Below are 20,451 nucleotides of genomic sequence, written 5' to 3' on the forward strand. Positions count from 1 at the left end.
GTCTCCCGCCGGAAGTTCGATTCTTCGATTGAAATTACGGGAAAAAAAGAACGGGGACCATGATAAAACGACCTGGTTTGACGCATCCCCCGCGCGGCGGTATCTCCCGGGGATGGATATCGGAATCAACGATAGGCTGGTCATCCCCGAAGCCGAGGTCCGGTTTACCTTCAGCCGTTCCTCGGGGCCCGGGGGGCAGCATGTGAACACGGCCGACACGCGCGTGACCCTGCTCTTCGACGTGGAGGCCTCGCCGACCCTGTCGCGGTGGCAGAAGGACCGTCTGACCCGTGCGCTCGCTTCGCGCATGGGGAAGGACGGGGTGCTGCGCGTCTCCTCCGAGAGCGAACGGAGTCAGAAACGCAACCGGGAGGACGCGATCCGGCGTTTCGCCCAGCTTCTTCGCGATGCTCTGAAAAAGCGCAAGACCAGACGGGCCACACGGCCAACGCGCTCCAGCGTCCGTCGGCGGCTGCAGAGCAAAAAGCATCGCGGCGCCATCAAGAAGGCACGCGGCAAGGTGGGCGGAGACGAGTAGCGTCCGCTTTCCTATGGAGCGTCGCTCCCGGCCTGCTCGGGCGCGTGCGGCTCTTCCTGAAGCCGTACGCGGTGTCTCGGAAGGCTTTGCGGGCAGTGTTCGTTCATGTACCGGATGAGCCCCTCGCGGATGGCGCAGCGCAGGTCCCACGCCGCACCCGCGTTGTCCGCGCTCACGAGGGCCCGCAGCGTCACGGTGTCCGGGCCAGCGTCCGTCATCTGCAGCACGCAGGTCTTCCCGTTCCAGAGCCCGGAATTGGCTTCGCACAGACTGCGCAGTTCTTCGCGCAGTTGATCCATCGGTACGGTGTAATCCGCATGCAGGAACACGCTGCCGAGTATCTCCGCGCTCTTTCTGGTCCAGTTCTGAAATGGGGTTTCGAGAAAATAGGAAATGGGCAGGATGATGCGGCGCAGGTCCCACGTCCTGACCACCACGTAGGTGAAGGTTATCTCCTCGATGCGGCCCCATTCGCCCTCCACGATGACCACGTCGTCGATGTTCACCGGATGCGACAGGGCCACCTGAATCCCGGCCACCATGGCGCCGAAGGTTTTCTGGGCGGACAGGCCGAGCAGGATGCTGAATACCCCGGCCGAGGCCAGCAGCGTCCCGCCGAGGGCCCGGAACCGCTCGAACAGCAACAGCGCTCCAGCCACGGCGGCGATCCAGACCACGACCGTCACGATGCGCTGAAGAACCCTGATGCGCGTATGCACCTGCCGCGCGCCGAGGTTGTCCTCCACGTTCACATCGTACCGCCAGAGGGTCGCATCGCAGAAAATGGACACCACGGCCGTGACGCCCCAGGCCGCGAGCATGATCCAAAGGATGTTCAGGGCCGTCCCGAGCGTTCTGGTTGTTGTTGTGTCCAGCTGCGCCAAGGGCACGAGCATGCCCACGGCGAAGATGACCGCCGCAGTGGGGATGAGCATTCTCGTTCTTGAGCGCACGGAGTCCACCAGCGCGTCGCGAAAGCGGACGCTGCCGGACTTCCGGCCCCGGAAAAGCCAGATCAGCAGGCCCGCCGCCGCAAGGAGTGCAGCGGAGGCAAGCGCGACGCGGGCCGTGAGTCTCATCAACTCCATTGATTCCATGGCACCTCCTCCCAAGGTACGTGGTCAAAGGTCGGACGACCGTCACGATAACGGTAACCGGTCGAAGTGGTGGATTATTGTTTATCCGGATCGAAAAAGGCCGCCGGGGAGCCTGCTGGCATCCCCGGCGGCCCGGGTGAGTGCGGCGCCGCGTCAGCTCCAGCGAATGAGGCGGGTCTCGTACTTGCTGCCGAGGCCCGGATGTACGGGCATGATGCGCACGCCGTAGCGCACCGGCCCCACGGTCGTGGGGGAGTATTGGGCTTCGAAGGTCAGGGTGTTGCCCTCGGAGTGCCTGATGGTCATGGGCACCACGTCGATGGGGCGGGTGCCGGATTCGTCGGCCACCACCATTTCGGCGAGCAGCTCCTCGTCGTGCAGCTGCCCCTTCTCCACCTGCGCGGTGATGTGCAGCGGTTCGCCGTAGCGGATGACGTCGCCGCTGATGCCGGTGACCCGCACCTCCCTGACCGATGCGGTTGCGAACCGGCCGGGGATGCGCCTTCTCCAGCCGCCCACCTCGCGGGCGAGGGAGTATCCGTCACGGGAGCGTCTCGAGGAGAGCTCCAGCGCGGGCCGGTACAGCTCGTCGATGTAGTCCTCCACCATCCTGTGGGTTCCGTACTGTCCGAGGGAGCTCTTCATGGCGGCCCTCATGCGCGCGACCCATGCGTGCGGCACGCCGTGCTCGTCGCGCTCGTAGAACTCCGGCACCACCTCATGCTCCAGCACGGAGTAGAGATGGTCCGCGTCCACGATGTCCTGATTGACCTGCGTGTCGTAGACCATGCCCTGCCCGATGGCCCAGCCGTTGGCGCCGTCGTAGGCTTCATCCCACCAGCCGTCCAGCACGCTGCAGCTGGGGACGCCGTTGGCGGCGGCCTTCATGCCGCTGGTGCCGCTGGCCTCCATGAGCCGCGTTGGGTTGTTCAGCCACAGGTCGGACCCGGCCACGAGCAGGCGCGCCAGCCGGATGTCGTAGCCTTCGAGGAAGATGATCCGCCCCATGAAGTCGTCCTGTTTGGCGAGCCTGACGATGAGGTTGATGAAGCTCGCGCCCACGGTGTCCGCCGGATGCGCCTTGCCCGCGAAGATCAGGTTCACGGGTCGGTCCGGGTTGCACAGGATGTTCTTGATGGTCTGCATGTTGTGCAGGATCAGCGTGGGCCGCTTGTAGGCGGTGAAGCGGCGGGCGAAGCAGATGGTCAGGTGGCCCGGGTTCAGCTCGCGCAGGAAGTGCCGGAGCCGGTTAGGGGCTTCGCCCTCGCGCTCCCACTGGTTGGTTATGGAACGGCGAACCGCGTCGTAGAGCCGGTCCTTGAGGCGGCAGTGGGTGTCCCACAGCTCGCGGTCGTCAACGGCCTCGAGGCAGTTCCAGTCCTGATGCCCAAGCAGGGCGTCGTGCAGGCCGACATGGCAGTTGCGTTCGATGAGGCCGCGCATCTCCTCATCCACCCAGGAGGGCATGTGCACGCCGTTGGTCACGTGACCGACGGGTACTTCGCCCAGCAGGAAGCCACGCCAGAGGTCCATCCACATCTTGCGGGAGACCTCGCCGTGCAGCCTGCTCACGCCGTTTCTGCGGCAGGACAGGCGCAGGGCGAGCACCGTCATGTTCAGGTGGTCCGACTCTTCGGCATACATGTGACCGAGGTTCCAGAGGCTGTCCCACGGTACACCCATCCCGGCTGCGTAGTTGCGGAAATAGTTCTCCACCAGCGATTTTTCGAACCGCTCGTTGCCTGCGGGCACGGGCGTGTGCATGGTGAAGACCGTCGCGCCGCGCACCGCTTCCTTCGCCTCGGAGAACTCCATGCCTTCCATGACCATGAGCTGCCGGATGCGCTCCAGCAGCATGAACGCGGAGTGGCCCTCGTTGAGGTGGAAGATGCTCGGCTCGATCTCCAGGGCGTTGAGCAGCCGCACGCCGCCGATGCCGAGGATGATCTCCTGCTCGATGCGCCCCTTGGAGGACGGCTCGTAAAGCCTCGCGGCGATGTCGCGGTCCGGGCGGGAGTTCTCCATGACGTCCGTGTCCAGCAGGTAGAGCGAGGCGCGGCCCACGCGCACCTCCCATATCTGGGCGAAGACCTGTCTGCCGGGAAGGTCCACGGTGACGAGGATTCGCTCGTCGTCCACGTTGTGCAGCGGCGCAACGGGCATACTCGCGAAATCGTTCTCGCGGTATTCCACCACCTGATCGCCGTAGCCGTTGATGCGCTGGTGGAAGTAGCCGTTCTTGTAGAGCAGGGACACGCCCACGAAGGGCAGGTTCAGGTCGCTGGCGGACTTGATGTGGTCTCCCGCGAGCAGGCCGAGGCCCCCGGAGTAGACGGGGATGCTCTCGTGCAGGCCGAATTCCATGGAGAAGTAGGCCACGGGGTTGTCCCACGTGATCCCCTCCGTGTCCGCGACGGCCTTCTCGGCCATGTACGCGTCGAAGCGGGCGAGGATGTCGCGGAAGCGGCCCATGAAGGCCTCGTCTGCGCTCAGTCCCGTCAGCCGCTCGCGGTTCATGGTGTCCAGAAAGCGGACCGGGTTGGCTTCGCAGGCGTCCCAGTGTTCGGGGTCGATGTCGCGGAACAGGGCCTGCGCGTCCTTGTGCCAGACCCACCACAGGTTCTCCGCCAGCTCCCTCAGCCGGGCGAGCGCCTCGGGCAGTTCGGTCACCACGGAAAACGACCGCAGCCGGGGCTGCGTGGTGTTGACCCCGGAAAAGCTGATGAGCTCGCTCGGGGTCGCGGCCAGCCGCTGCACGCCGGCCACGCGTTCCGTGCGCGCGGTGGCGGACCGGGCGTAGGCGTCCTCGTAGAGGGGGTAGAAGTTGTCCCATGTGGTCTCCTCGGAGAGCTCTCGCGCGGCGTCGCGGCGCTGCTCATGCTCCTCTGCCTCCCAGTGGGTGAAGCGATCCAGAAAGTCGGTGAGCTGGCTTCTGGCTCCTGCGTAGTCCTGCTTCAGGCGGTCCAGCACCAGTACGCCGGGGTGTCCCTCGGGGTGCTTTTCCTGTACCCACTGGCCGAAGCCCGCGCGGTTGGAGGTCACGGTGGGGACGGCAAAGCTGGCGCTCTCCATGGGTGTGTAGCCCCACGGTTCGTAGAAGGACGGGAACACCGTCAGGTCCATTCCGGCAAGCGCGTCGTAATATTCCATGTCGAGCACGCCGTCGTGCCCGTCGAGGTAGACGGGGATGAAGATGGCGCTGCAACGATCGTCCGCCTCGTTGTCGAGGCCCGCGTTACGGCAGGCGTTGACAATGGGGTCCTGGTCCGGGCTGCCCAGATGGTGGGTGGCGATGCCCGCGTATTTTTCCATGCCGTAATGGCCCTTCTTGATGCGCATGCGCGCCTCGTCGCTGAACCCGGCGTAGCCGCAGCTCACCAGCAGGAAGGTGATTACCTCCACGTCCTGCCCCTGAAGTCTGCCGTTGAGCTCGCCGAGGCTCTCGATGAGCATGTCGATGCCCTTGTTGTGGAATTCGTAGCGTCCGCTGGTGGCCACGAAGAGCGTCTTTTCGGGGTCGAGCTCCCTTTCAAGGAAATGGGAGGCGAACTCCAGCAGCCGCTTTCTGGAGCGCTGCTTCCGGGCCATGACTTCTTCCGGTCTGCCGAAGTCGTCGAGGTTGAAGCCGTTGACCGTGACCACGCTCGGGTTGGTGCCCAGCAGGGTGGCGGCCTCGCGTCGGGTGATGTTGCTGACCGTGGTGAAGCAGTCCGACTCACGGGCCGAGACCGATTCCATGGAATGTTTGGCGGCCACGCCGAAGACCTTGGACTCCTGCGTGGGCTCGATCTCGTCCAGGATGGCGTAGATATCGTTGCCCGAGCCGGACATGGAGCGGCCGAGCATGGTGGCGTGGGTGGTCAGCAGGGTGCAGACCGCCGGGGCGTGTTTGCGAAGGTGCAGCACTCCGGCCCCGGACATCCACTCGTGGAAGTGGGCGTAGACGTCGGACACGTCCGCCGCGTCGTCCGCGAACTCCTTGATGACCATGGCCGCCGCCGTGCTGAAGATCACGGGCTCCACGTAGTCCCAGCCGCCGGTCATGGAGTCCACGCCGAAGTCGTTCCAGAGCTGGAAGAGCAGTTTGTCGTGATCGGGCACGGCCTGCAGGAAGTCCACGAGCAGGGCGTAGGGCCGGCCGGGGGCGTCCCAGCGTCCGGTCTCCACCGGAATGGAGCGGTCCGCGAGTCGCTTGAGCGCCGGGCGAAGCTCGTCCGGCGGTTCGCCCGGCTCGAAGCCGGGGTTGCGGGCCAGCTTGGGGCCGATGACGGCGTAGCGCCGCTCGAAGAGGCGCGAGGCGTGTCCGGCCTTGCTGTTGAGGACGGTGTGGATGCCGCCGACCTTGTTGCATACTTCCCAGGAAACTTCGAAGAGCCAGCTGTTTTCCATGCCGATGCTCCTATGCGGCCTTGTCGGCGGTTTGTCTTTCAATGGTCAGGGCGATGTCGTTGAGAACGTTCATGTAGGTGATGAACGCCTGATGCGGCGTCGGGTACGGGTTGAAATACTTGTGCACGTCGCCGTCCGAGAACCACTTGGTGCACATGTAGTAGAAGTGGTCCGAGGTCAGCAGTTCGCGCCACGTGGCCACCACTTCGTCGTCACCGCAGGCAAGCACCTTGTCCTCAAGGGAGTAGGCCAGCTCCGCGGCGGCGTCCTGCATGGGGTTGCCGAGCCACGCCGAGATGTCCCGCTCCAGATCCGCCCACGAGGTGAAGTAGGGTACGTCCAGCTGCGCCACCGGGTCGCTGATGGCCGAGGCCTCTGCGGGTGTGCGGAAGGCGAAGTCTCCATGTTGCATGAGCATGTCGGGCAGGGCGCGGAAGAACTCGAAGATGCCGGTGTCCGCCCACTGGTGTTCCCCGAAGGTCTCGTAGTCCATGAACAGGTTGACGGTTTCTCCGGTCCCCGCGGTGGAGTGCACCCAGCGCGCGAAGGTGTCGGCGGACACGGGCCACTGGTCCCAGTTGCGGTCCGAGAAGCGGAAGGCGATGTCGTCCGAGAGCCGGTAGTTCTTGAGCAGAGCCTTGAGTTTGTAGCACCCGGCGGGCTGGTAGGCGAAGTTTGGCGAGCGCCAGCCGAGCACCTGATCCGCGCCCTCGGCGAGGATGGTGGAGAAGCCCATGCGCTCGATCTCGCGGGCGAGGTCGTTGTTGTAGATCAGTTCGGTGTTGCGGAAGGTGCGGGCGTCCGTGCCGAAGAAGTCCCGGATGACCTCCCGGTGCTGCTTCACCTGCCTGCGGAATTCCTTTCTGGAAAAGAGAAACGAGAGCGAGTGGTAGTAGGTCTCGGCAATGAATTCCACACACCCGGTGTCGGCGAGCCGCCGAAAGGAGTCCAGCACGTCGGGCCTGAATTCCTGCATCTGCTCCAGCGCCACGCCGGTGATGGAGTAGGCGACGCGGAAGTCCCCCCGGTGCCGCTCGATCAGTTCGAGCATCATTCGGTTGGCGGGGATGTAACACTTGTCCGCCACCTTGTTCATGATCTCACGGTTGGCCCGCTCGTCGCGATACGGCCTGCCGGTGCCCAGATCGAAAAAGGAAAACGACTGGTCCAGCCGGGCGGGCTGATGCACCTGAAAATAGAAGCAGATAGAGGTCATGCCGGTTCTCCGCACAGTTGCGAGTAAATGTCCATCACCTGCTCCGCGGCCTGCTCCCAGCGGATCTTCTTGAGCGTTTCGGCTCCCTTGCGGGCCAGCTCCGCGCTCAGTTCGTCGTCGGTGATGATCTCGAGGATGCTCTTTGCAAGCAGGTCCACGTCCCAGAAGTCCACCTTCACGGCGTTGTCCAGCAGCTCGGCCACGCCGGACTGACGGGACACGATGATGGGCACGTCGTGCACCATGGCCTCAAGCGGCGTGATGCCGAACGGCTCGGACACGCTGGGCATCACGTACAGGTCGCTCATGGCGTAGATGCGTTCCACGTCCGCCCCGCGCACGAAGCCGAGGAAATGGAAGCGGTCCGCAAGCCGCCTGTCTGCCATCATCTCCACCATGCGCGGGAACATGTCTCCGGATCCGGCCATGACGAAGCGTACGTTGCGATAGTGTTCAAGCACCTTTGCCGCGGCCTCCACGAAATAGTCCGGGCCTTTCTGGAGCGTGATGCGCCCGAGGAAGAGCACGATCTTTTCCTTGTAGGGCTTGTGCAAGCGCAGCGCGCCGAAGCGCCGGTCCCGGGAGACCGCGTTGTAGACCACCTTCACCTTTTCCGGCGGGATGGAGTAGCGGGTGATGATCCTGTCGCGCGTGTAGTGGCTCACGGCGATGATCGTGTCGGCGGCCTCGAATCCGGCCCGCTCGATGTCGTAGACCTGCTGGTTCACGTGCTCGCCGCTGCGGTCGAACTCCAGCGCGTGGGCGTGGACAACCAGCGGCCTGCCGGAAACGCGTCTGGCCTCGATGCCTGCCGGGAAGGTCATCCAGTCGTGGGCGTGGATAACGTCGAAGTCCCCTTTCACGGCGAGGTGCGCACCGATGACGCCGTAGCGCACGATCTCGGCCATGAGGTTGTCGCCGTAGCCGCCCGAAAAGTCGGACTCCATTTCGCCCACGATGTCCTCGATGCGCAGGTTGCGCTCGGTCTCGAGGATGGAGCGGTATTCCTTTTCCGTGATGTAGGGCCGAAGCGGTGAGAGGACCTCGAGCACCTTGACCCGGTTGGTCAGCTCGGCAACTTCGCGCACGCCCACGGTGCCGCGGACCTGATTGGCGCCGATGAGTGAGAGGTGCGCGGCGTCCTCGCCGGATTCCAGCCGCGGCAGCACGAAGCTCACGTCCGTCCCCAGCGTGGCGAGCCCCTTGGTCAGGCCGAGGCATGCGGTGCCGAGGCCCCCCGAGATGAATGGCGGAAATTCCCACCCGAACATGAGTACCCGCATCCTATTTTCCTCCCAGCAGGCGGTGCAGCCTGATCACTTCCCCGACGCTCCAGGCCTGCGCGACGCAGCCGTCCGGCCGGTGGGGCGGATCGCCCGTGTAGATTTCCGGGATGGAGGCGATGCCGTATTCCTCAGGAAACGCGTCGAGCAGCGGCGTGAGATAGTCGCGCAGGAACTTGCGTGCCGAGGCCGCATCATGGGCCTGCCGCAGAAAGGCTTCGCCGAAATGGCCGGTCAGCCACGGCCAGACCTGTCCCTGATGGTAGGCCGCATCCCGCTGGTCGGGGCCGCCCTCGTAGAACGGCGCATAGGACGGATTGCGGGGCGAGAGCGTGCGCAGGCCGAAGGGCGTGAGCAGATGCTCCTGCACGGTTTGGATCACGGCGCGCATCCGCTCGATTCCCAGCATGGAGTAAGGCAGGGATACTGCGAAGATCTGGTTCGGCCGGATGGAGCGGTCCTGCCCGTTGCTGCCGGCGACATCGGCGAGGCAGTTGTCCTCGTGATTCCAGAAGCGGTCCTCGAAGGCGGCATGGACGGCCTCGGCGGCGGTTTCCGCCCGCCCTGCGAAGGAGTCCACCGAGCTCCTCTCTGACGAAAGCTCAAGGAAAAACCGCAACGCGTTGTACCACAGGGCGTTTATCTCCACGGCGGCTCCGTGACGCGGCGTGACGGGTCTGCCGTGCGCCTGCGCGTCCATCCACGTGAGCTGCGTGTTTTCGTCCCCGGCAAACAGCAGCCCGGACTCGTCGATGCGGCAGTGCGGCACCTTGCCGTTCAGGTGGGCGGCGACGATGTTGCGAAGCGCTGGATACAGGGCCTCCTGAACGAACCCCATGTGCCCCCCGAAGCGCAGGTATTGCTGCACGGTCCAGAAGAAGAGCAGCGAGGCGTCCACCGAGTTGTACGCCATGTGCGAGGACTGCTGGGCCAGATAGTTCGGCAGCAGACCGTCGCGCTCAAGGGAGGCGTATGCGGCCATGACCTCCTCGCCGAAGCCTTGTCTGCCGCAGCAGAAGGCCAGCCCGGGCAGGGCCAGCATGGTGTCGCGCCCCCACTCGCCGAACCAGTGGTATCCCGCCACCACCGAGGGCATATCGTCGCGGTTGCGCACGAGGAACTGCCGTCCCTGATACTTGAGGAACCGCACATGCTTGCGATTGGAGCGGCAGCGGGAGAATTCCTCCTCGCGGCGCGCCAGCTCCGCCCTGCGTCTGCGTTCGGGGTTCTTCACCTCTTGGGTGGACGCCGCGAAGACCACGGGCTTGCCTTTTCTCAGCGGGAGTTCAAAAACGCCGGGGCTGAATAGGTCCTCGTGATATTCGAAGCCACGGCTCCGCTCCTTGAGGTATTCAAAACTGTTGTACCACTTCGGGCCGGGATAGAACTCGTTGGTTCTGTTCAGCGTCATGTAAAGCGGCGGCATCCCTTCGTACGGGTCGACCTTGCGCCCGTTGTTCACCGGGAAGGTCTTGGGGCGCAGGTGCATGTTCTCGTGCGCAAGGGCGTGGATGTCGCGGTAGGCCAGCAGCGGCCTGAGTCGCAGGGTGGGAGAGAGGTCCCCTTCGAGCAGCTCGTAGCGGATCAGGACGGTGTTCTCGCCGTGCACCATCATGATGCTCTTGCGCACCACCGCATCGCCTATGCGGTAGGTGGCGCTTGGCGTCAGCCCCTGTTCGAAACCGTCGGAGAACTGATGCCCCGTTGGGTGGTACACCCCGGGGTACTTGTTGGTGGAGAGGAAGAACTCCTTTTCCCCGTGCATGAGGGAGGCTTCCACCTTGGAGAGCAGCACGAAGCTGCCCCGAGGCTCGCGCAGGGCGGCCACGAGCATGCCATGGTACTTTCTGGTGTGGCAGTTGATGACCGTGCTGGAGGCGTAGCCGCCGAGGCCGTTGGTGTCGAGCCACTCCCGGCGCTGCGCCGCCTCGGTGTTGATGCAGTCTTCCCGTTGGACTTTTCGCATGTTCCGTGCCCTTCGTTGCGTGCTGTGGTTGCCCTCCGGCAAAGGGCCGGAGGAGACGGGTCAAACTTCAGCATAAATACAAACGGGGACAGGATTGCAAGCGAAAGATGACGATCTCGCGTTATAAAACGAATCGTCTGAAGATGGTGAAAATCAACAGGGTGTTGGAAGGTGTAAAATATGTTTATTCAGTGTGTTGAGGGGGTTTTTCTACAATGCCGCAGCAGTGTGCGGTGGCGGCTGGTTCCGCGCGGGAGAGCACGATCTGCAGGTCGTTGATATGTCCGTGGATGAATCCGGCCTCGCACACGCCGAGGTAGTAGTTCCACGTACGGCGGAAATACTCGTCGAAGCCCAGCGGGGCGATGGACTCCCAGTTGTCGTTGAAGTTGCGTCGCCACTGCCGCAGGGTGTTGGCGTAGTGCAGGCCCACGGCGTCCACGTTCTGCACGGTGAGCGCGGTGTGTCGCGAAGCGGTGGCGCATATCCTCGTCAGCGAGGGCAGCGTCCCGCCGGGGAAGATGTGCTTGCGGATCCAGTCCATGCTCCTGCGGTAGCGGTCGTAGTGCGGGTCCTGAATGGTGATGACCTGAATCACCGCCACGCCGGACGGCGTCAGCAGCCGTTCAAGGGTGCGGAAATACTCGGCGTGATAGCGGTGCCCCACGGCCTCAAGCATCTCGATGGACACAATGCGGTCGAAGCGTTCGTTCAGCTTGCGGTAATCCTGAAAACGAATCTCCACCAAGTCCTCCAGCCCGGCGCGGCGGATGCGTTCGCGCGCGTAGTCGTACTGTTCGCGGGAGACGGTCACCCCGGTCACGCGGCAGCCCTTTTCCCGCGCGGTCTGTTCGGCAAAGCCGCCCCAGCCGCAGCCTATCTCCAGCACGTGGTCGTCCGGCCCGATGCAGGCCTTGTCGGCCAACACCCGGTTCTTGCGAAGCTGGGCCTGCTCCAGATCCTCGTCCGGGTCGCACGGGTTGCGGTAGATGCCGCTGGAATAGGTCATGGTCGGGTCGAGGAAGCGGGAAAACAGCTCGTTGGAAAGATCGTAATGAGCCGAAATATTGGTCCGCGAACCGGCCTCGTCGTTCTTCGGCGCCTTCTGGTGGCGGCAGCGCTGGAACAGGCCGCATGAGTCCTGCGCCAGCCGCTTGAGGATGTTTCCCGCCGGTGCGTTCACCTGCCGGTTCTCGAGGAAGAAACGAAACAGCGCCACCAGATCGGGCGAATCCCAAAGCCCCTCGCTGTATGCCTCGCCGAGGCCGATGTCACCGTGAAACGCCGCCATGGGGAAGAAAGCGTCCGAGTGTATCCGCATGGACGCCTCGCTGCCGGGCCGGTCGTCGCCGAAGCGTTTCTCCGAGCCGTCGGGGAGCGAAATGGACAGACTGCCCCGCTTCATGGCCCGGAGGTGACGGAAGACAAGGTGGCGGCAGGTGGATTCCTTTACCGAGCTGGATTTCTTGCTGCGTATGGTCATGGGGCTGGCCGGAGCGGGTTTGGGGTGATAGTCGATCTTTTTGCCGAAATGGATTTTCCCGGCTTCCCACAGGATGCGCGGGAAGGTCAGGTGCGCGGTGAAGGGGCGGGTGAGCGCGACCCGGGCAAGGGTCGCATCGGAGATCGGCTGCCGTGCCCCTTCTTCAACCAGCGATGCCTCGAAGACCTTTTCGCCTTCCCGGTGCAGGCTCACGGTCGCATCCAGCCCGTGGCGCACGTCACCGAACCGGAAGCGGTACTCGCCGCTGCGGTCGAAGAAAGGCGAGACGTGAAAGGCCTTGTCGGCTCGATACTGAGCCGGGAAGCTGTCAGTTTCGCCATTTCCCGGCAGGGGATACACGTGTTTTTCCCCGAAGGTGTTGTTGACCTCAGCCACGCAGCCGAGGTGGGAGCCGTCGCGAAATATCCAGTAGAAGCTCACCGGATTGAACACGTAGTTCAGAAAGCGCGCGGAGGTGGCCACCAGCACGGTATCGTGCGCTGTGATCGTCATTCCGTGCGGTTCCAGCATTCGGGCGAGCTTGTCGCGGATCGTGCCGGGGCCGTCTTCGAGGTAGTCGGCGTCGTGCACGGAAGCCAGTCTGACGCGGTTGTGGCCGAACAGGCGCAAGCCCCGGTCCAGTTCGTCCAACTCGTCCAGATCCAGCAGATAGGTGTAGAGCGGATATTCGAACCGATGGGCTTTCGGCCAAGTCCGCTCGTGCCGGACGCGGCAGTTCAGCAGGCGGCTGTTCAAAGCGCCTCTCCGAAATGCGCCGCGACCCGCGCTCCGGAGCGGGCGCCGTCCTCGTGGAACCCGTAGCCCTGATACGCGCCGCAGAAAAAGGTGCGGTTGCTGCCGTCGAGTTCGGGCAGCTCCTTCTGGGTGGCCATGGAGGCCAGCGAATACTGGGGGTGCTCGAAAAGCACGTCCTCTATGACCGTGCCGCTGATGGGCTCGCGCACGGGGTTCAGGGTAACCACGTACTCTTCGTGGCTCTCGATGCCCTGAAGGCGGTTCATGTGATAGCTCACGCCCACCGGCGCGTCCGCAGGGCGGCCGGGGTCGCGGATGAAGTTCCACGAGGCGCGACCGGCCACGCGCGGCGGCAGGAATTCCTCGTCGGTGTGCAGCACCACGCGGTTGGCGGCGTAGCGCCACGGGCCGAGCAGCCTTTGTTCCTTTTCGTCCGGGTCGGACAGCAGGCGCAGGGAGTCCGAGGCGTGGGTCGCCAGCACCACGGCGTCGAACTCCTCGGAGCCGTGGTTGGTTGCAATGTGTACGCCGTCGTGGTTGCGCCTGACCGACCAGACCGGGGTGCCGGTGCGCACCTCGCCGGTGAATTCTTTCGTAAAGGCGCGGACGTAAGTGTCGCTGCCGCCCTTCACGAAATACCATGGCGGGCGCTCCATGTAGTCCAGCAGCATGTGGTTGTCGAAGAAGCGCACCAGCGCTTCGGCGGGAAAGTCGTGGGCCTCGCCGTCGGGCGCGGACCAGATGGAGCCGGCCATGGGCAGCAGGTAGTTGTCCTCGAACTCCCGGCTGTAGCCGTGGGCTTCAAGGTAGTCTCCGATGGTTACGCCCTGAAGCCGACCTTCCTCGAGGTCCTTCCTGGCCTCGGTGCAGAAGCGCCTGATGCCGGAGAGCATGCGCCAGAAAACGGGGGAGACGAGGTTGCGCTTGCGCGCCAGCATTCCGCGGATGCCCGTGCCCGCGTACATGAACCCGGTGGCCGGGTCGTGGAAGGCGAAGGACATGTCCGATTCCGCCCGCTCCACGCCGAGGTCGGCGAGGAAGCTGTTGAAGGTCGGGTAGTTGGGTTCGTTGAAGACGATGAACCCCATGTCCACCGGCACCTGTCCGCCGTTGCGGTTGACCCGCGCGGTGTGGGTGTGTCCGCCGAGCTTCGGCTCCTTTTCGAACAGGGTCACATGGTTGCGTCTGGAGATGAGATGGGACGCGACTATGCCCGAGATGCCGCCGCCAATGACGGCCACTCGCAGGCCACCGGAAGTGAGATCGATATTTTCTTGAGACATGCCGCTTCCATACCGCAGGAAAACCGATATGGGAAGTGCCGTGGAGAATTTTTGCGAAAGATCGTCGCGTGGGCGCGTGATCATGGCTCCCGGCTTGAAGCGGCGTCCCGGAGCCGCTGCTCGCGGCGAAGCTCGATGCGGCGCAGGATGACCCGCGCCGGTTGAAAGGTTACCGGGCCAAGCACGGCCCATGTGCATATCCAGCCCAGAATGGCGTGCAGCAAAGGGACGCCGAGTACCTCGAACGAGCCGATGGGGTCGGTGACAACGATTCGGATGATCTCGGGCACGGAGGTCTCAAAATGGTCGACCCCGAGGATGGTCTCGCCCAGCCGCAGAAACGGGATCATGAGCATGTACTGAAGCGGGGTGAAGACCAGCGAGATGCCGCTGGTGACGGCCTTGTTGCACCGGAACAGCCAGGACAGGAGCAGGGCCATGATCGGGTTGGTGCCGATCTGCGGCCACGTGGCCGAGACGAAGCCCATGATGCAGGCCAGCGCCACCATGGCCGGCGAGGTGCCGCGCCGCAGCTCGCGCATGACGGGTTCGCGCACGCGCCGCCGCCAGAGCCGGACGGGCCAGCTCGCCTGTTCGTTCCGGGAAGATTTCATGAAATCCGTCATAATCTTTTTCCGCACAAAAAAACATGCTAGAGATGGAGGTGATTCCCTCTCACCTTCGTCAAAGGAAACAGCATGGAACATGTGGAGACGGTCTGGATAACCGGAGCGACCAGCGGCATCGGGCAGGCGCTCGTGGAGCGCTTTGTTTCGGACGGCAAGCGCGTGGCGATCACGGCGCGCAGCCGGGAAAAACTGGAGGAGCTGGTAAAGGGCCGTGAAGCCGTGGTTGCCGTGCAGGCCGACGTGACGGACGACGAGGACGTGAAGCGCGCCTACGTCGAGGTCCGGGAGGCGCTCGGCGTGCCGGATCTGGTGATCGCCAACGCGGGGACGCACATCAACATGGCCGCCAGCGAGCTCGACGCCCGGAAATGCCGCAAGCTCATGGATGTCAACCTCTTCGGCGCGATGTCCACGCTGCTGGCCCCGCTGCCGGACATGCTGGCGCGCGGGTCCGGGCATCTTGCCGGGGTGGGGTCGCTCTCGTCCTACCGGGGCTTGCCGCTGGCAGCGGCCTACGGGGCCACCAAGGCCGGGCTGAACAATTTTCTGCAGAGCCTGCGCTTCGACGTGGAGACCTACGGCCTGTCGGTGACGGCCATCAACCCGGGGTTCGTCCGGACCCCGCTCACCGACCGGAACCCGTATCCCATGCCCATGATCATCAGCGCAGAGCGCGCCGCCGGATACATCGCGAACGGGCTGGCCCGCAGGAAGATGGAGATTCATTTCCCGCCGCTGTTCTCGTGGTCCTGCAAGCTGCTGCGAATCCTGCCGTATCCCGTCTATCACGCGCTGGTCAGGCGCATAACCGGAAGCCGCAACAGGAGGGGCTGATGGAAAAACTGCTCATACCCTTGTGCGCCATGATGCTGGCGGGGTGCTCCAACATCCCCGCATCCGATAACGCCGCGGGCGGCACGCCGTTCGTGCTTCAGGAGTTCTTTTCCGGCGAGCTGGAAGCCCACGGCGTCATACTGAGTCGGGGCGGCGAGGTGCGCCGGTCCTTCAACGCGGTGATGCGCGGCAAGTGGCATCAGGAAAACGGTGTCCTGCGCGGCGTCCTCACCGAGGACTTTGTCTTTGACGACGGCGAAGAACTTCAGCGCCGCTGGGAGCTGACCGGGACCGGCGAAGGGCGCTTCGAAGGCACGGCCTCCGACGTGGAAGGGACAGCCGTGGTGGAGAGCGCCGGCAACGCGGTGCGCATGGACTATTCGCTGGTGGTCCCGGTGAGCGGCCGCTCCGTCACCCTGTCCGTGGAGGACTGGCTGTGGCGCATGGAGCCGGACGTGGTGGTCAACAAGAGCACCATGCGCAAATGGGGTTTTCGCGTCGGCGAGATAATCACCACCATCATCCGTCGCAGGGACAAGGGCTAGCCCGAGGCCGTCCCGCGTCCTTCGGCGTGCGCGCGCAGATGCTCAAGGGTTACGTGCCTCAGGGCGGCCTCGTGGGTGCGTTCGAGGAGCACCGGCGGGGCGTGTCCTTCCTGTCGCGCCTCCTCCCAGCGCAGGGCGCACAGGCACCAGGTGTCCCCCGGGACCAGTCCGGGAAACCCGTGCTGCGGGGCCGGGGTGATGAGGTCGTTGCCGCGCGAGCGGGTGAAGTCCAGAAAACCCTTTGTCATGCGAGCGCAGACAACGTGGCTTCCGCTGTCCTGCGGGCCGGTCATGCAGATGCCGTGACGAAAGAAGCCGGTCATGGGACGGCTGCCGCACGGCTGGAGTTCGCCGCCGAGCACGTTCCGTGCTGACTCCTCGGGCCGGGAGGCCTCCTCTTCCAGCATGACCGTCCCCCGGAACCCGTCCACCATGAGCCACTGTCCGGTTCGGATGCACGAGGTGGCGTCGGGAATCCCGGTGACGCAGGGGATGCCGTACTCGCGGGCGATGATGGCGCCGTGCACCAGCATGCCGCCGCGCCGCTCCACCACGGCGCAGGCCATGGGGGCCACGAAAGTCATGTTGGGATCGAGCGCGTCGCAGACGAGCACCTCCCCCTTGCGGAAGGAGAAAAGGTCGTTCGGCCCCGTGACCACCCTTGCCGGGCCGCGCGCGATGCCGGAGGCGGCGGGCCAGCCGGTCAATCCCGAAGATTCGTCAGACACCGCTTTCTTTTCGTGCCATGCAAGCCCCTTGGGCATGGCCTTCTTGGCCTCGGTTCCGGTCTCATGGGGTTCAAGGCCCTGTGCGCGGGCACGGTCCAGCGCCTCGTTGTAGCGCGCCTGAATCCGGCCCAGATGGATGTTGTCGTCATCGCGCAGCCGGTATCCGGTGCGGGCCAGCTCCAGCACTGACGCGGCGAACTCCTTTCGCTGCTCCGGAAACGCGTTCAGGAACCGCTGCTCCAGTTCGTCCGAGCGCATGGCCGTTCCCGGCCTCGGATGCTGCGGTACCGCGTCCAGCGTGAGCCGGATGATGCCCCACGGCCCCTCGTCGCACCACGAGGTGCTGCAGGCAAGGTCGCCGAACGTTTCCATGAACGCGTCCAGCTTGTCGGAGTAGGGTCCTGACTCCGGCAGTCTGCCCGCCCGCAGCTCGGCGGCCAGTTCAGGGTCGCGGCGCACGATTTCCGCCATGTCCTCGAGCAGCGCGTTTCGTTCCACCGCCAGCAGATGCTGGCCCGAGAGCAGGGTGGTGAACTCGAACGGGTCGTCGGGCGTCACCGCGTCGTTGTACAGCATGCCGAACTGCCGCACCGTGTGCGCGAAGGGAATAAGCTCCCGCCAGTACACGTCCCGCCAGTGGGCGAGCCGCTGCTCTCGGGAGGCCAGCTCGTGCTTCAGTTCATCCGGGGACAGTGCGTCGAGGTCGAGCGCCTTCATGCGCCGGCTGTCCTCCTGCATCTCCGGCAGGATCGCCGACTCGATGCGCTCGCGAAGGTGCAGCAGGTTTTCGTGGCTTCTGGTCAGGCTCAGGTACCACGGGCGCTTGTCCGATTCGTTCCAGCCGTCTTCATCGCCGCGTCCGGAGAAAGTTGTAATCGGGCGTGACTGAAGAACGAACAGGCCTTTTTCGCCCATGGTCCACTCAACGTCCTGAGCGGTGCCGAAGATGTCTTCCACGCTGCGGCCGATGCGGAAGAGCTTGCTGGCCAGCCCGTCGTCCACCACCTGCGCCCCCGCGAGCTTGCGGTCGAGGACGTCGCCGCCGGAGCGTGCGAGCAGCGTGCGTTCGGATTCCGCGGCGTCGTCCACCACGTCTCTGGCCAGACCGGAGACCGCTTCGATGACCAGCCTGCTTTCATCCGTCGGGTCCTTGGTGAACATGACGCCCGAGGCGCGGCCGGGAATCATCGGCTGCAGGATGACGCCCATGCCCGACGCGTCCGCGCGAAGGGCCATCTCGTTGCGGTAGAGCATGGCCCTGTCGCTCCACAGGGATGCCCACACGAGGCGCACCGCCCGCAGGATTTCGTCGCGACCGTGGACGTTCAGCTCGGTCTCGTGCATCCCGGCGTGGGACAGGCCCGAGTCTTCGTCCCGTCCGCAGGAGCGCACCGCCAGCGGGCCGTTGCCCAGATGCGTCCGGACGGCAGCGAGCAGGTCCGCGGCGATTCGGGCGGGAATCTCCCCCCGGAGGAACAGGTTGCGCAGCGCCAGCGACGCATCCCATATCTCCTCCCAGCGCAGGCCGTCCATGTCGGCCTCGGCCATGGCGCGCACGCGCTCGGAAAAACCGTTGTGACGGACGAACGCGAAATAGGCCTCCGGCGGGAGAAACAGCGTGGGAGGGACCGGAATCCCTTCGCGGTCCAGTCGCTGGAGATTCACGACCTTGGCCCCGGCGTCAGCCGGGAGCGGTTCTCCTGCCGGAGTCGCGACGAGCGGGCGGATATCGGTGCTCATGGATTACTGCCTGTTCAGCCCCGAGGAGTCCCGTGGCGAGTGTTTCGCCGGAAGGCCGCCGCGTTGGCACGCCTCCCTGCATTGGTCTATGGAAAGACGGTCCACGATGCCGATCACGGCGGCCTCGTTCTGCATGTGAGGGTAGGTCGCCATGTCCGCCGAGGACTCTTCCTTGGCGATCAGACGGTTATAGGCCAGCGCACGGGCTGCGAGCAGCCGTTCGGTCTCGGGGTCCGGCGGGGCGAGGAGCAGATGACGGTAGGTCAGAACGTCGCCCGGGGGAAGCAGCCGTCTCCTGCCGTGGCGGGAGCGGCAGACCTCCTCCATGAGATGGACCACGCCCGGCGCTCCCGTGCGGCGGTGCATCAGCGGGATCATGAGGTGGTGAATGGAGCCGCACTCCACATACGTCCCGGCTGCCCCTTCGGCTGCCTCCGCCACCGCGTCCGCGCGGGCCGTGTCCATGTCGCGAATCTTCCGCGCATCCTCGGCGGCGAACCGGCGGACCGCTTCGATCATGGCTCCGAAGTCACCGGTGGCCGAGGTCTCGTAATAATCCATGAGGCTGCGTGTCCATGTCCGCTCCCGTTCATAGACCTCGCGCTCCGGTCCGCCCGAAGGGAGGTCCCCCGGTCCCTTGCCGGAGGCGAAGAACTCATGAATGGAGGCGAGGCGATCCATCCATGGGTGCACCTGCATCACCCGGACGCTGTCGGCGTGCAGCCGCTTGAGGAGCGCGCACTGTTCGGCGGCGTACAGAGGAAACTCGAAATCCGTCAGCATGAGGTATTCGTCCACCGGCAGCTCGTCGCGCAACATGGCCTCGAATCCGGGCGTCTCCGGCTCTTCCAGCAGCACCAGTGCGTGGCCCTGCATGGCGCGCTCCGCGAAGGGCAGCGTCTCGGGTCGGAACGTGGTGAACCCGAGCGTGATCGCCGGGCGTGCGGTCATGGGGCCTCCCTGCGGGTACCGGCAAGGCAGCCGTGGTCCCTCGCGGCCTGCATGGCCTGCATGACGGCGACCTCCTTGTGCTTGGCCTCGATCATCAGGTCGAAGTCGAACGGCACCGCATCGCAGAGTTCGCGCACGTCTGCGGCTTCCACCATGTCCGCGTGAGCGCCGTGCCGGGCGTCGGGGCGTCTTGAAGAGAGGTGCAGCTTGGGCCTGCCGTCCTGCTTGCGCCATGTCTCGCGGATTTGCGGCATGAGTTCGGGAAGCGACGTTTTTCCGGCATGAAAGCGATGATGGTGAATGTCGAAGACTGCGGGTATCCCGCATCTGCGGCAGACGGTCAGGATGTGCTCGGGCGTGAATATGCGTTCGTCGTTTTCCAGCACCAGGCGTGAACGCAGGCGTTGCGGGAGGTTTTCCACCTCTATGCACAGCCGGTCCACGGCCTTGTCCATGTCGCCGCAGCGGCAGCCTCCGTGCAGGATAACCTTGTGGGATGCGTCGAGGCCCATAAGCTCCAGAATGGTACAGGAGTAGTCCAGCTCCGCGACGGTTTTGCGCACCACTTCTGGGTTTTCCGAGTTCAGGACGTTGTACTGTCCGGGGTGCAGGGAAAACCGAAAATCCTTGTCCCGATATGCTTCGCCGAGCTCCGCCAGACGGTCACCGGCCATGGCCCGCCAGTCCAGCTGCATGTCCGGATGCGACGCAAAGGGCACCACGGATGAGCCGATGCGGAAAAGCCGCATGTCGCGGGTGTGCATCCAGTCGAGGATGAACTGCATGTCGTCGAGGTTGGTCCGGATCGTCCGGGAGAGCTTCTCCTCCGAGAGGCTGGCAAGACGAAACCCGTGGTTGGTGGACCGCTTGTGAGCGTGCATGACGCAGGGAAAGCCGATTCTTTCGATCATGCCCGACCGTAGCAGATATCTTGGCCTGTGGCATGTGTAAATTGCGTAGGGGCAAGGGCGAAAGAAAGGGCGGCCGGGGCCGCCCTTTCGGTGTCGGAAGGC

14 protein-coding genes are annotated in these 20,451 nt (G+C 64.6%); 3 read left to right on the top strand and 11 right to left on the bottom strand.

Going from position 1 to position 20,451, the window contains the following annotated elements; all coding sequences use genetic code 11:
- Positions 1–112: 112 nt before the first annotated feature.
- Positions 113–538 (top strand): alternative ribosome rescue aminoacyl-tRNA hydrolase ArfB, encoded by a 426-nt coding sequence (gene arfB / locus BR24_RS02560; RefSeq protein WP_496539942.1) that lies wholly within the window; start codon positions 113–115, stop codon positions 536–538.
- Between the two features lie 11 nt (positions 539–549).
- On the opposite strand, the gene BR24_RS02565 is transcribed toward arfB, so the two are convergent.
- The 8 genes from BR24_RS02565 to BR24_RS02600 all read right to left on the bottom strand — a co-directional run bounded on the left by BR24_RS02565 (position 550) and on the right by BR24_RS02600 (position 14,637).
- Positions 550–1,626, bottom strand: a complete 1,077-nt coding sequence (locus BR24_RS02565) for a mechanosensitive ion channel family protein (protein WP_496539943.1) — start codon at positions 1,624–1,626, stop codon at positions 550–552.
- A gap of 162 nt (positions 1,627–1,788) precedes the next feature.
- A complete protein-coding gene (glgP, locus tag BR24_RS02570) occupies positions 1,789–6,024 on the bottom strand; it encodes an alpha-glucan family phosphorylase (protein WP_496539944.1) in 4,236 nt (1,411 codons plus the stop codon).
- 10 nt (positions 6,025–6,034) lie between these two features.
- Positions 6,035–7,240 carry a glycoside hydrolase family 57 protein gene (locus tag BR24_RS02575; protein ID WP_496539945.1) on the bottom strand — a complete coding sequence of 402 codons (1,206 nt, stop codon included), beginning with the start codon at positions 7,238–7,240 and terminating at the stop codon, positions 6,035–6,037.
- The gene (locus BR24_RS02580) at positions 7,237–8,523 is read right to left on the bottom strand and encodes a glycosyltransferase family 4 protein (RefSeq protein WP_496539946.1); all 1,287 of its coding nucleotides are present in this window, start codon (positions 8,521–8,523) and stop codon (positions 7,237–7,239) included. The genes BR24_RS02575 and BR24_RS02580 overlap by 4 nt, the downstream gene beginning before the upstream one ends.
- A gap of 1 nt (position 8,524) precedes the next feature.
- The gene (locus BR24_RS02585) at positions 8,525–10,489 is read right to left on the bottom strand and encodes an amylo-alpha-1,6-glucosidase (protein WP_496539947.1); all 1,965 of its coding nucleotides are present in this window, start codon (positions 10,487–10,489) and stop codon (positions 8,525–8,527) included.
- Positions 10,490–10,673: 184 nt separating this feature from the next.
- Positions 10,674–12,728 (bottom strand): DUF1365 family protein, encoded by a 2,055-nt coding sequence (locus BR24_RS02590; RefSeq protein ID WP_496539948.1) that lies wholly within the window; start codon positions 12,726–12,728, stop codon positions 10,674–10,676.
- Positions 12,725–14,011 (bottom strand): NAD(P)/FAD-dependent oxidoreductase, encoded by a 1,287-nt coding sequence (locus BR24_RS02595; protein WP_496539949.1) that lies wholly within the window; start codon positions 14,009–14,011, stop codon positions 12,725–12,727. Before BR24_RS02595 ends, BR24_RS02590 begins: the two co-directional genes overlap by 4 nt.
- Before the next feature lie 80 nt (positions 14,012–14,091).
- Positions 14,092–14,637 (bottom strand): DUF2062 domain-containing protein, encoded by a 546-nt coding sequence (locus tag BR24_RS02600; protein ID WP_496539950.1) that lies wholly within the window; start codon positions 14,635–14,637, stop codon positions 14,092–14,094.
- Positions 14,638–14,709: 72 nt separating this feature from the next.
- Between BR24_RS02600 and BR24_RS02605 the strand changes: the two genes are divergently transcribed.
- Both BR24_RS02605 and BR24_RS02610 read left to right on the top strand, forming a co-directional pair.
- Positions 14,710–15,474: an SDR family NAD(P)-dependent oxidoreductase gene (locus BR24_RS02605; RefSeq protein ID WP_496539951.1), complete on the top strand. Its 765-nt coding sequence runs from the start codon at positions 14,710–14,712 to the stop codon at positions 15,472–15,474.
- A complete protein-coding gene (locus tag BR24_RS02610) occupies positions 15,474–16,019 on the top strand; it encodes a DUF3833 family protein (protein ID WP_496539952.1) in 546 nt (181 codons plus the stop codon). The genes BR24_RS02605 and BR24_RS02610 overlap by 1 nt, the downstream gene beginning before the upstream one ends.
- Here BR24_RS02610 and BR24_RS02615 read toward each other — a convergent pair.
- From BR24_RS02615 to uvsE, 3 genes are read right to left on the bottom strand one after another with little or no spacing between them, the layout of a single operon-like run.
- A complete protein-coding gene (locus tag BR24_RS02615) occupies positions 16,016–18,487 on the bottom strand; it encodes a DUF2237 family protein (protein ID WP_496539953.1) in 2,472 nt (823 codons plus the stop codon). The genes BR24_RS02610 and BR24_RS02615 overlap by 4 nt on opposite strands.
- A gap of 3 nt (positions 18,488–18,490) precedes the next feature.
- Positions 18,491–19,438, bottom strand: a complete 948-nt coding sequence (locus tag BR24_RS02620; RefSeq protein WP_496539954.1) for a hypothetical protein — start codon at positions 19,436–19,438, stop codon at positions 18,491–18,493.
- Positions 19,435–20,349, bottom strand: a complete 915-nt coding sequence (gene uvsE, locus BR24_RS02625; RefSeq protein ID WP_496539955.1) for a UV DNA damage repair endonuclease UvsE — start codon at positions 20,347–20,349, stop codon at positions 19,435–19,437. Before uvsE ends, BR24_RS02620 begins: the two co-directional genes overlap by 4 nt.
- Between the last annotated feature and the right edge of the window lie 102 nt (positions 20,350–20,451).

The organism is Pseudodesulfovibrio halophilus DSM 5663 (assembly GCF_059568665.1).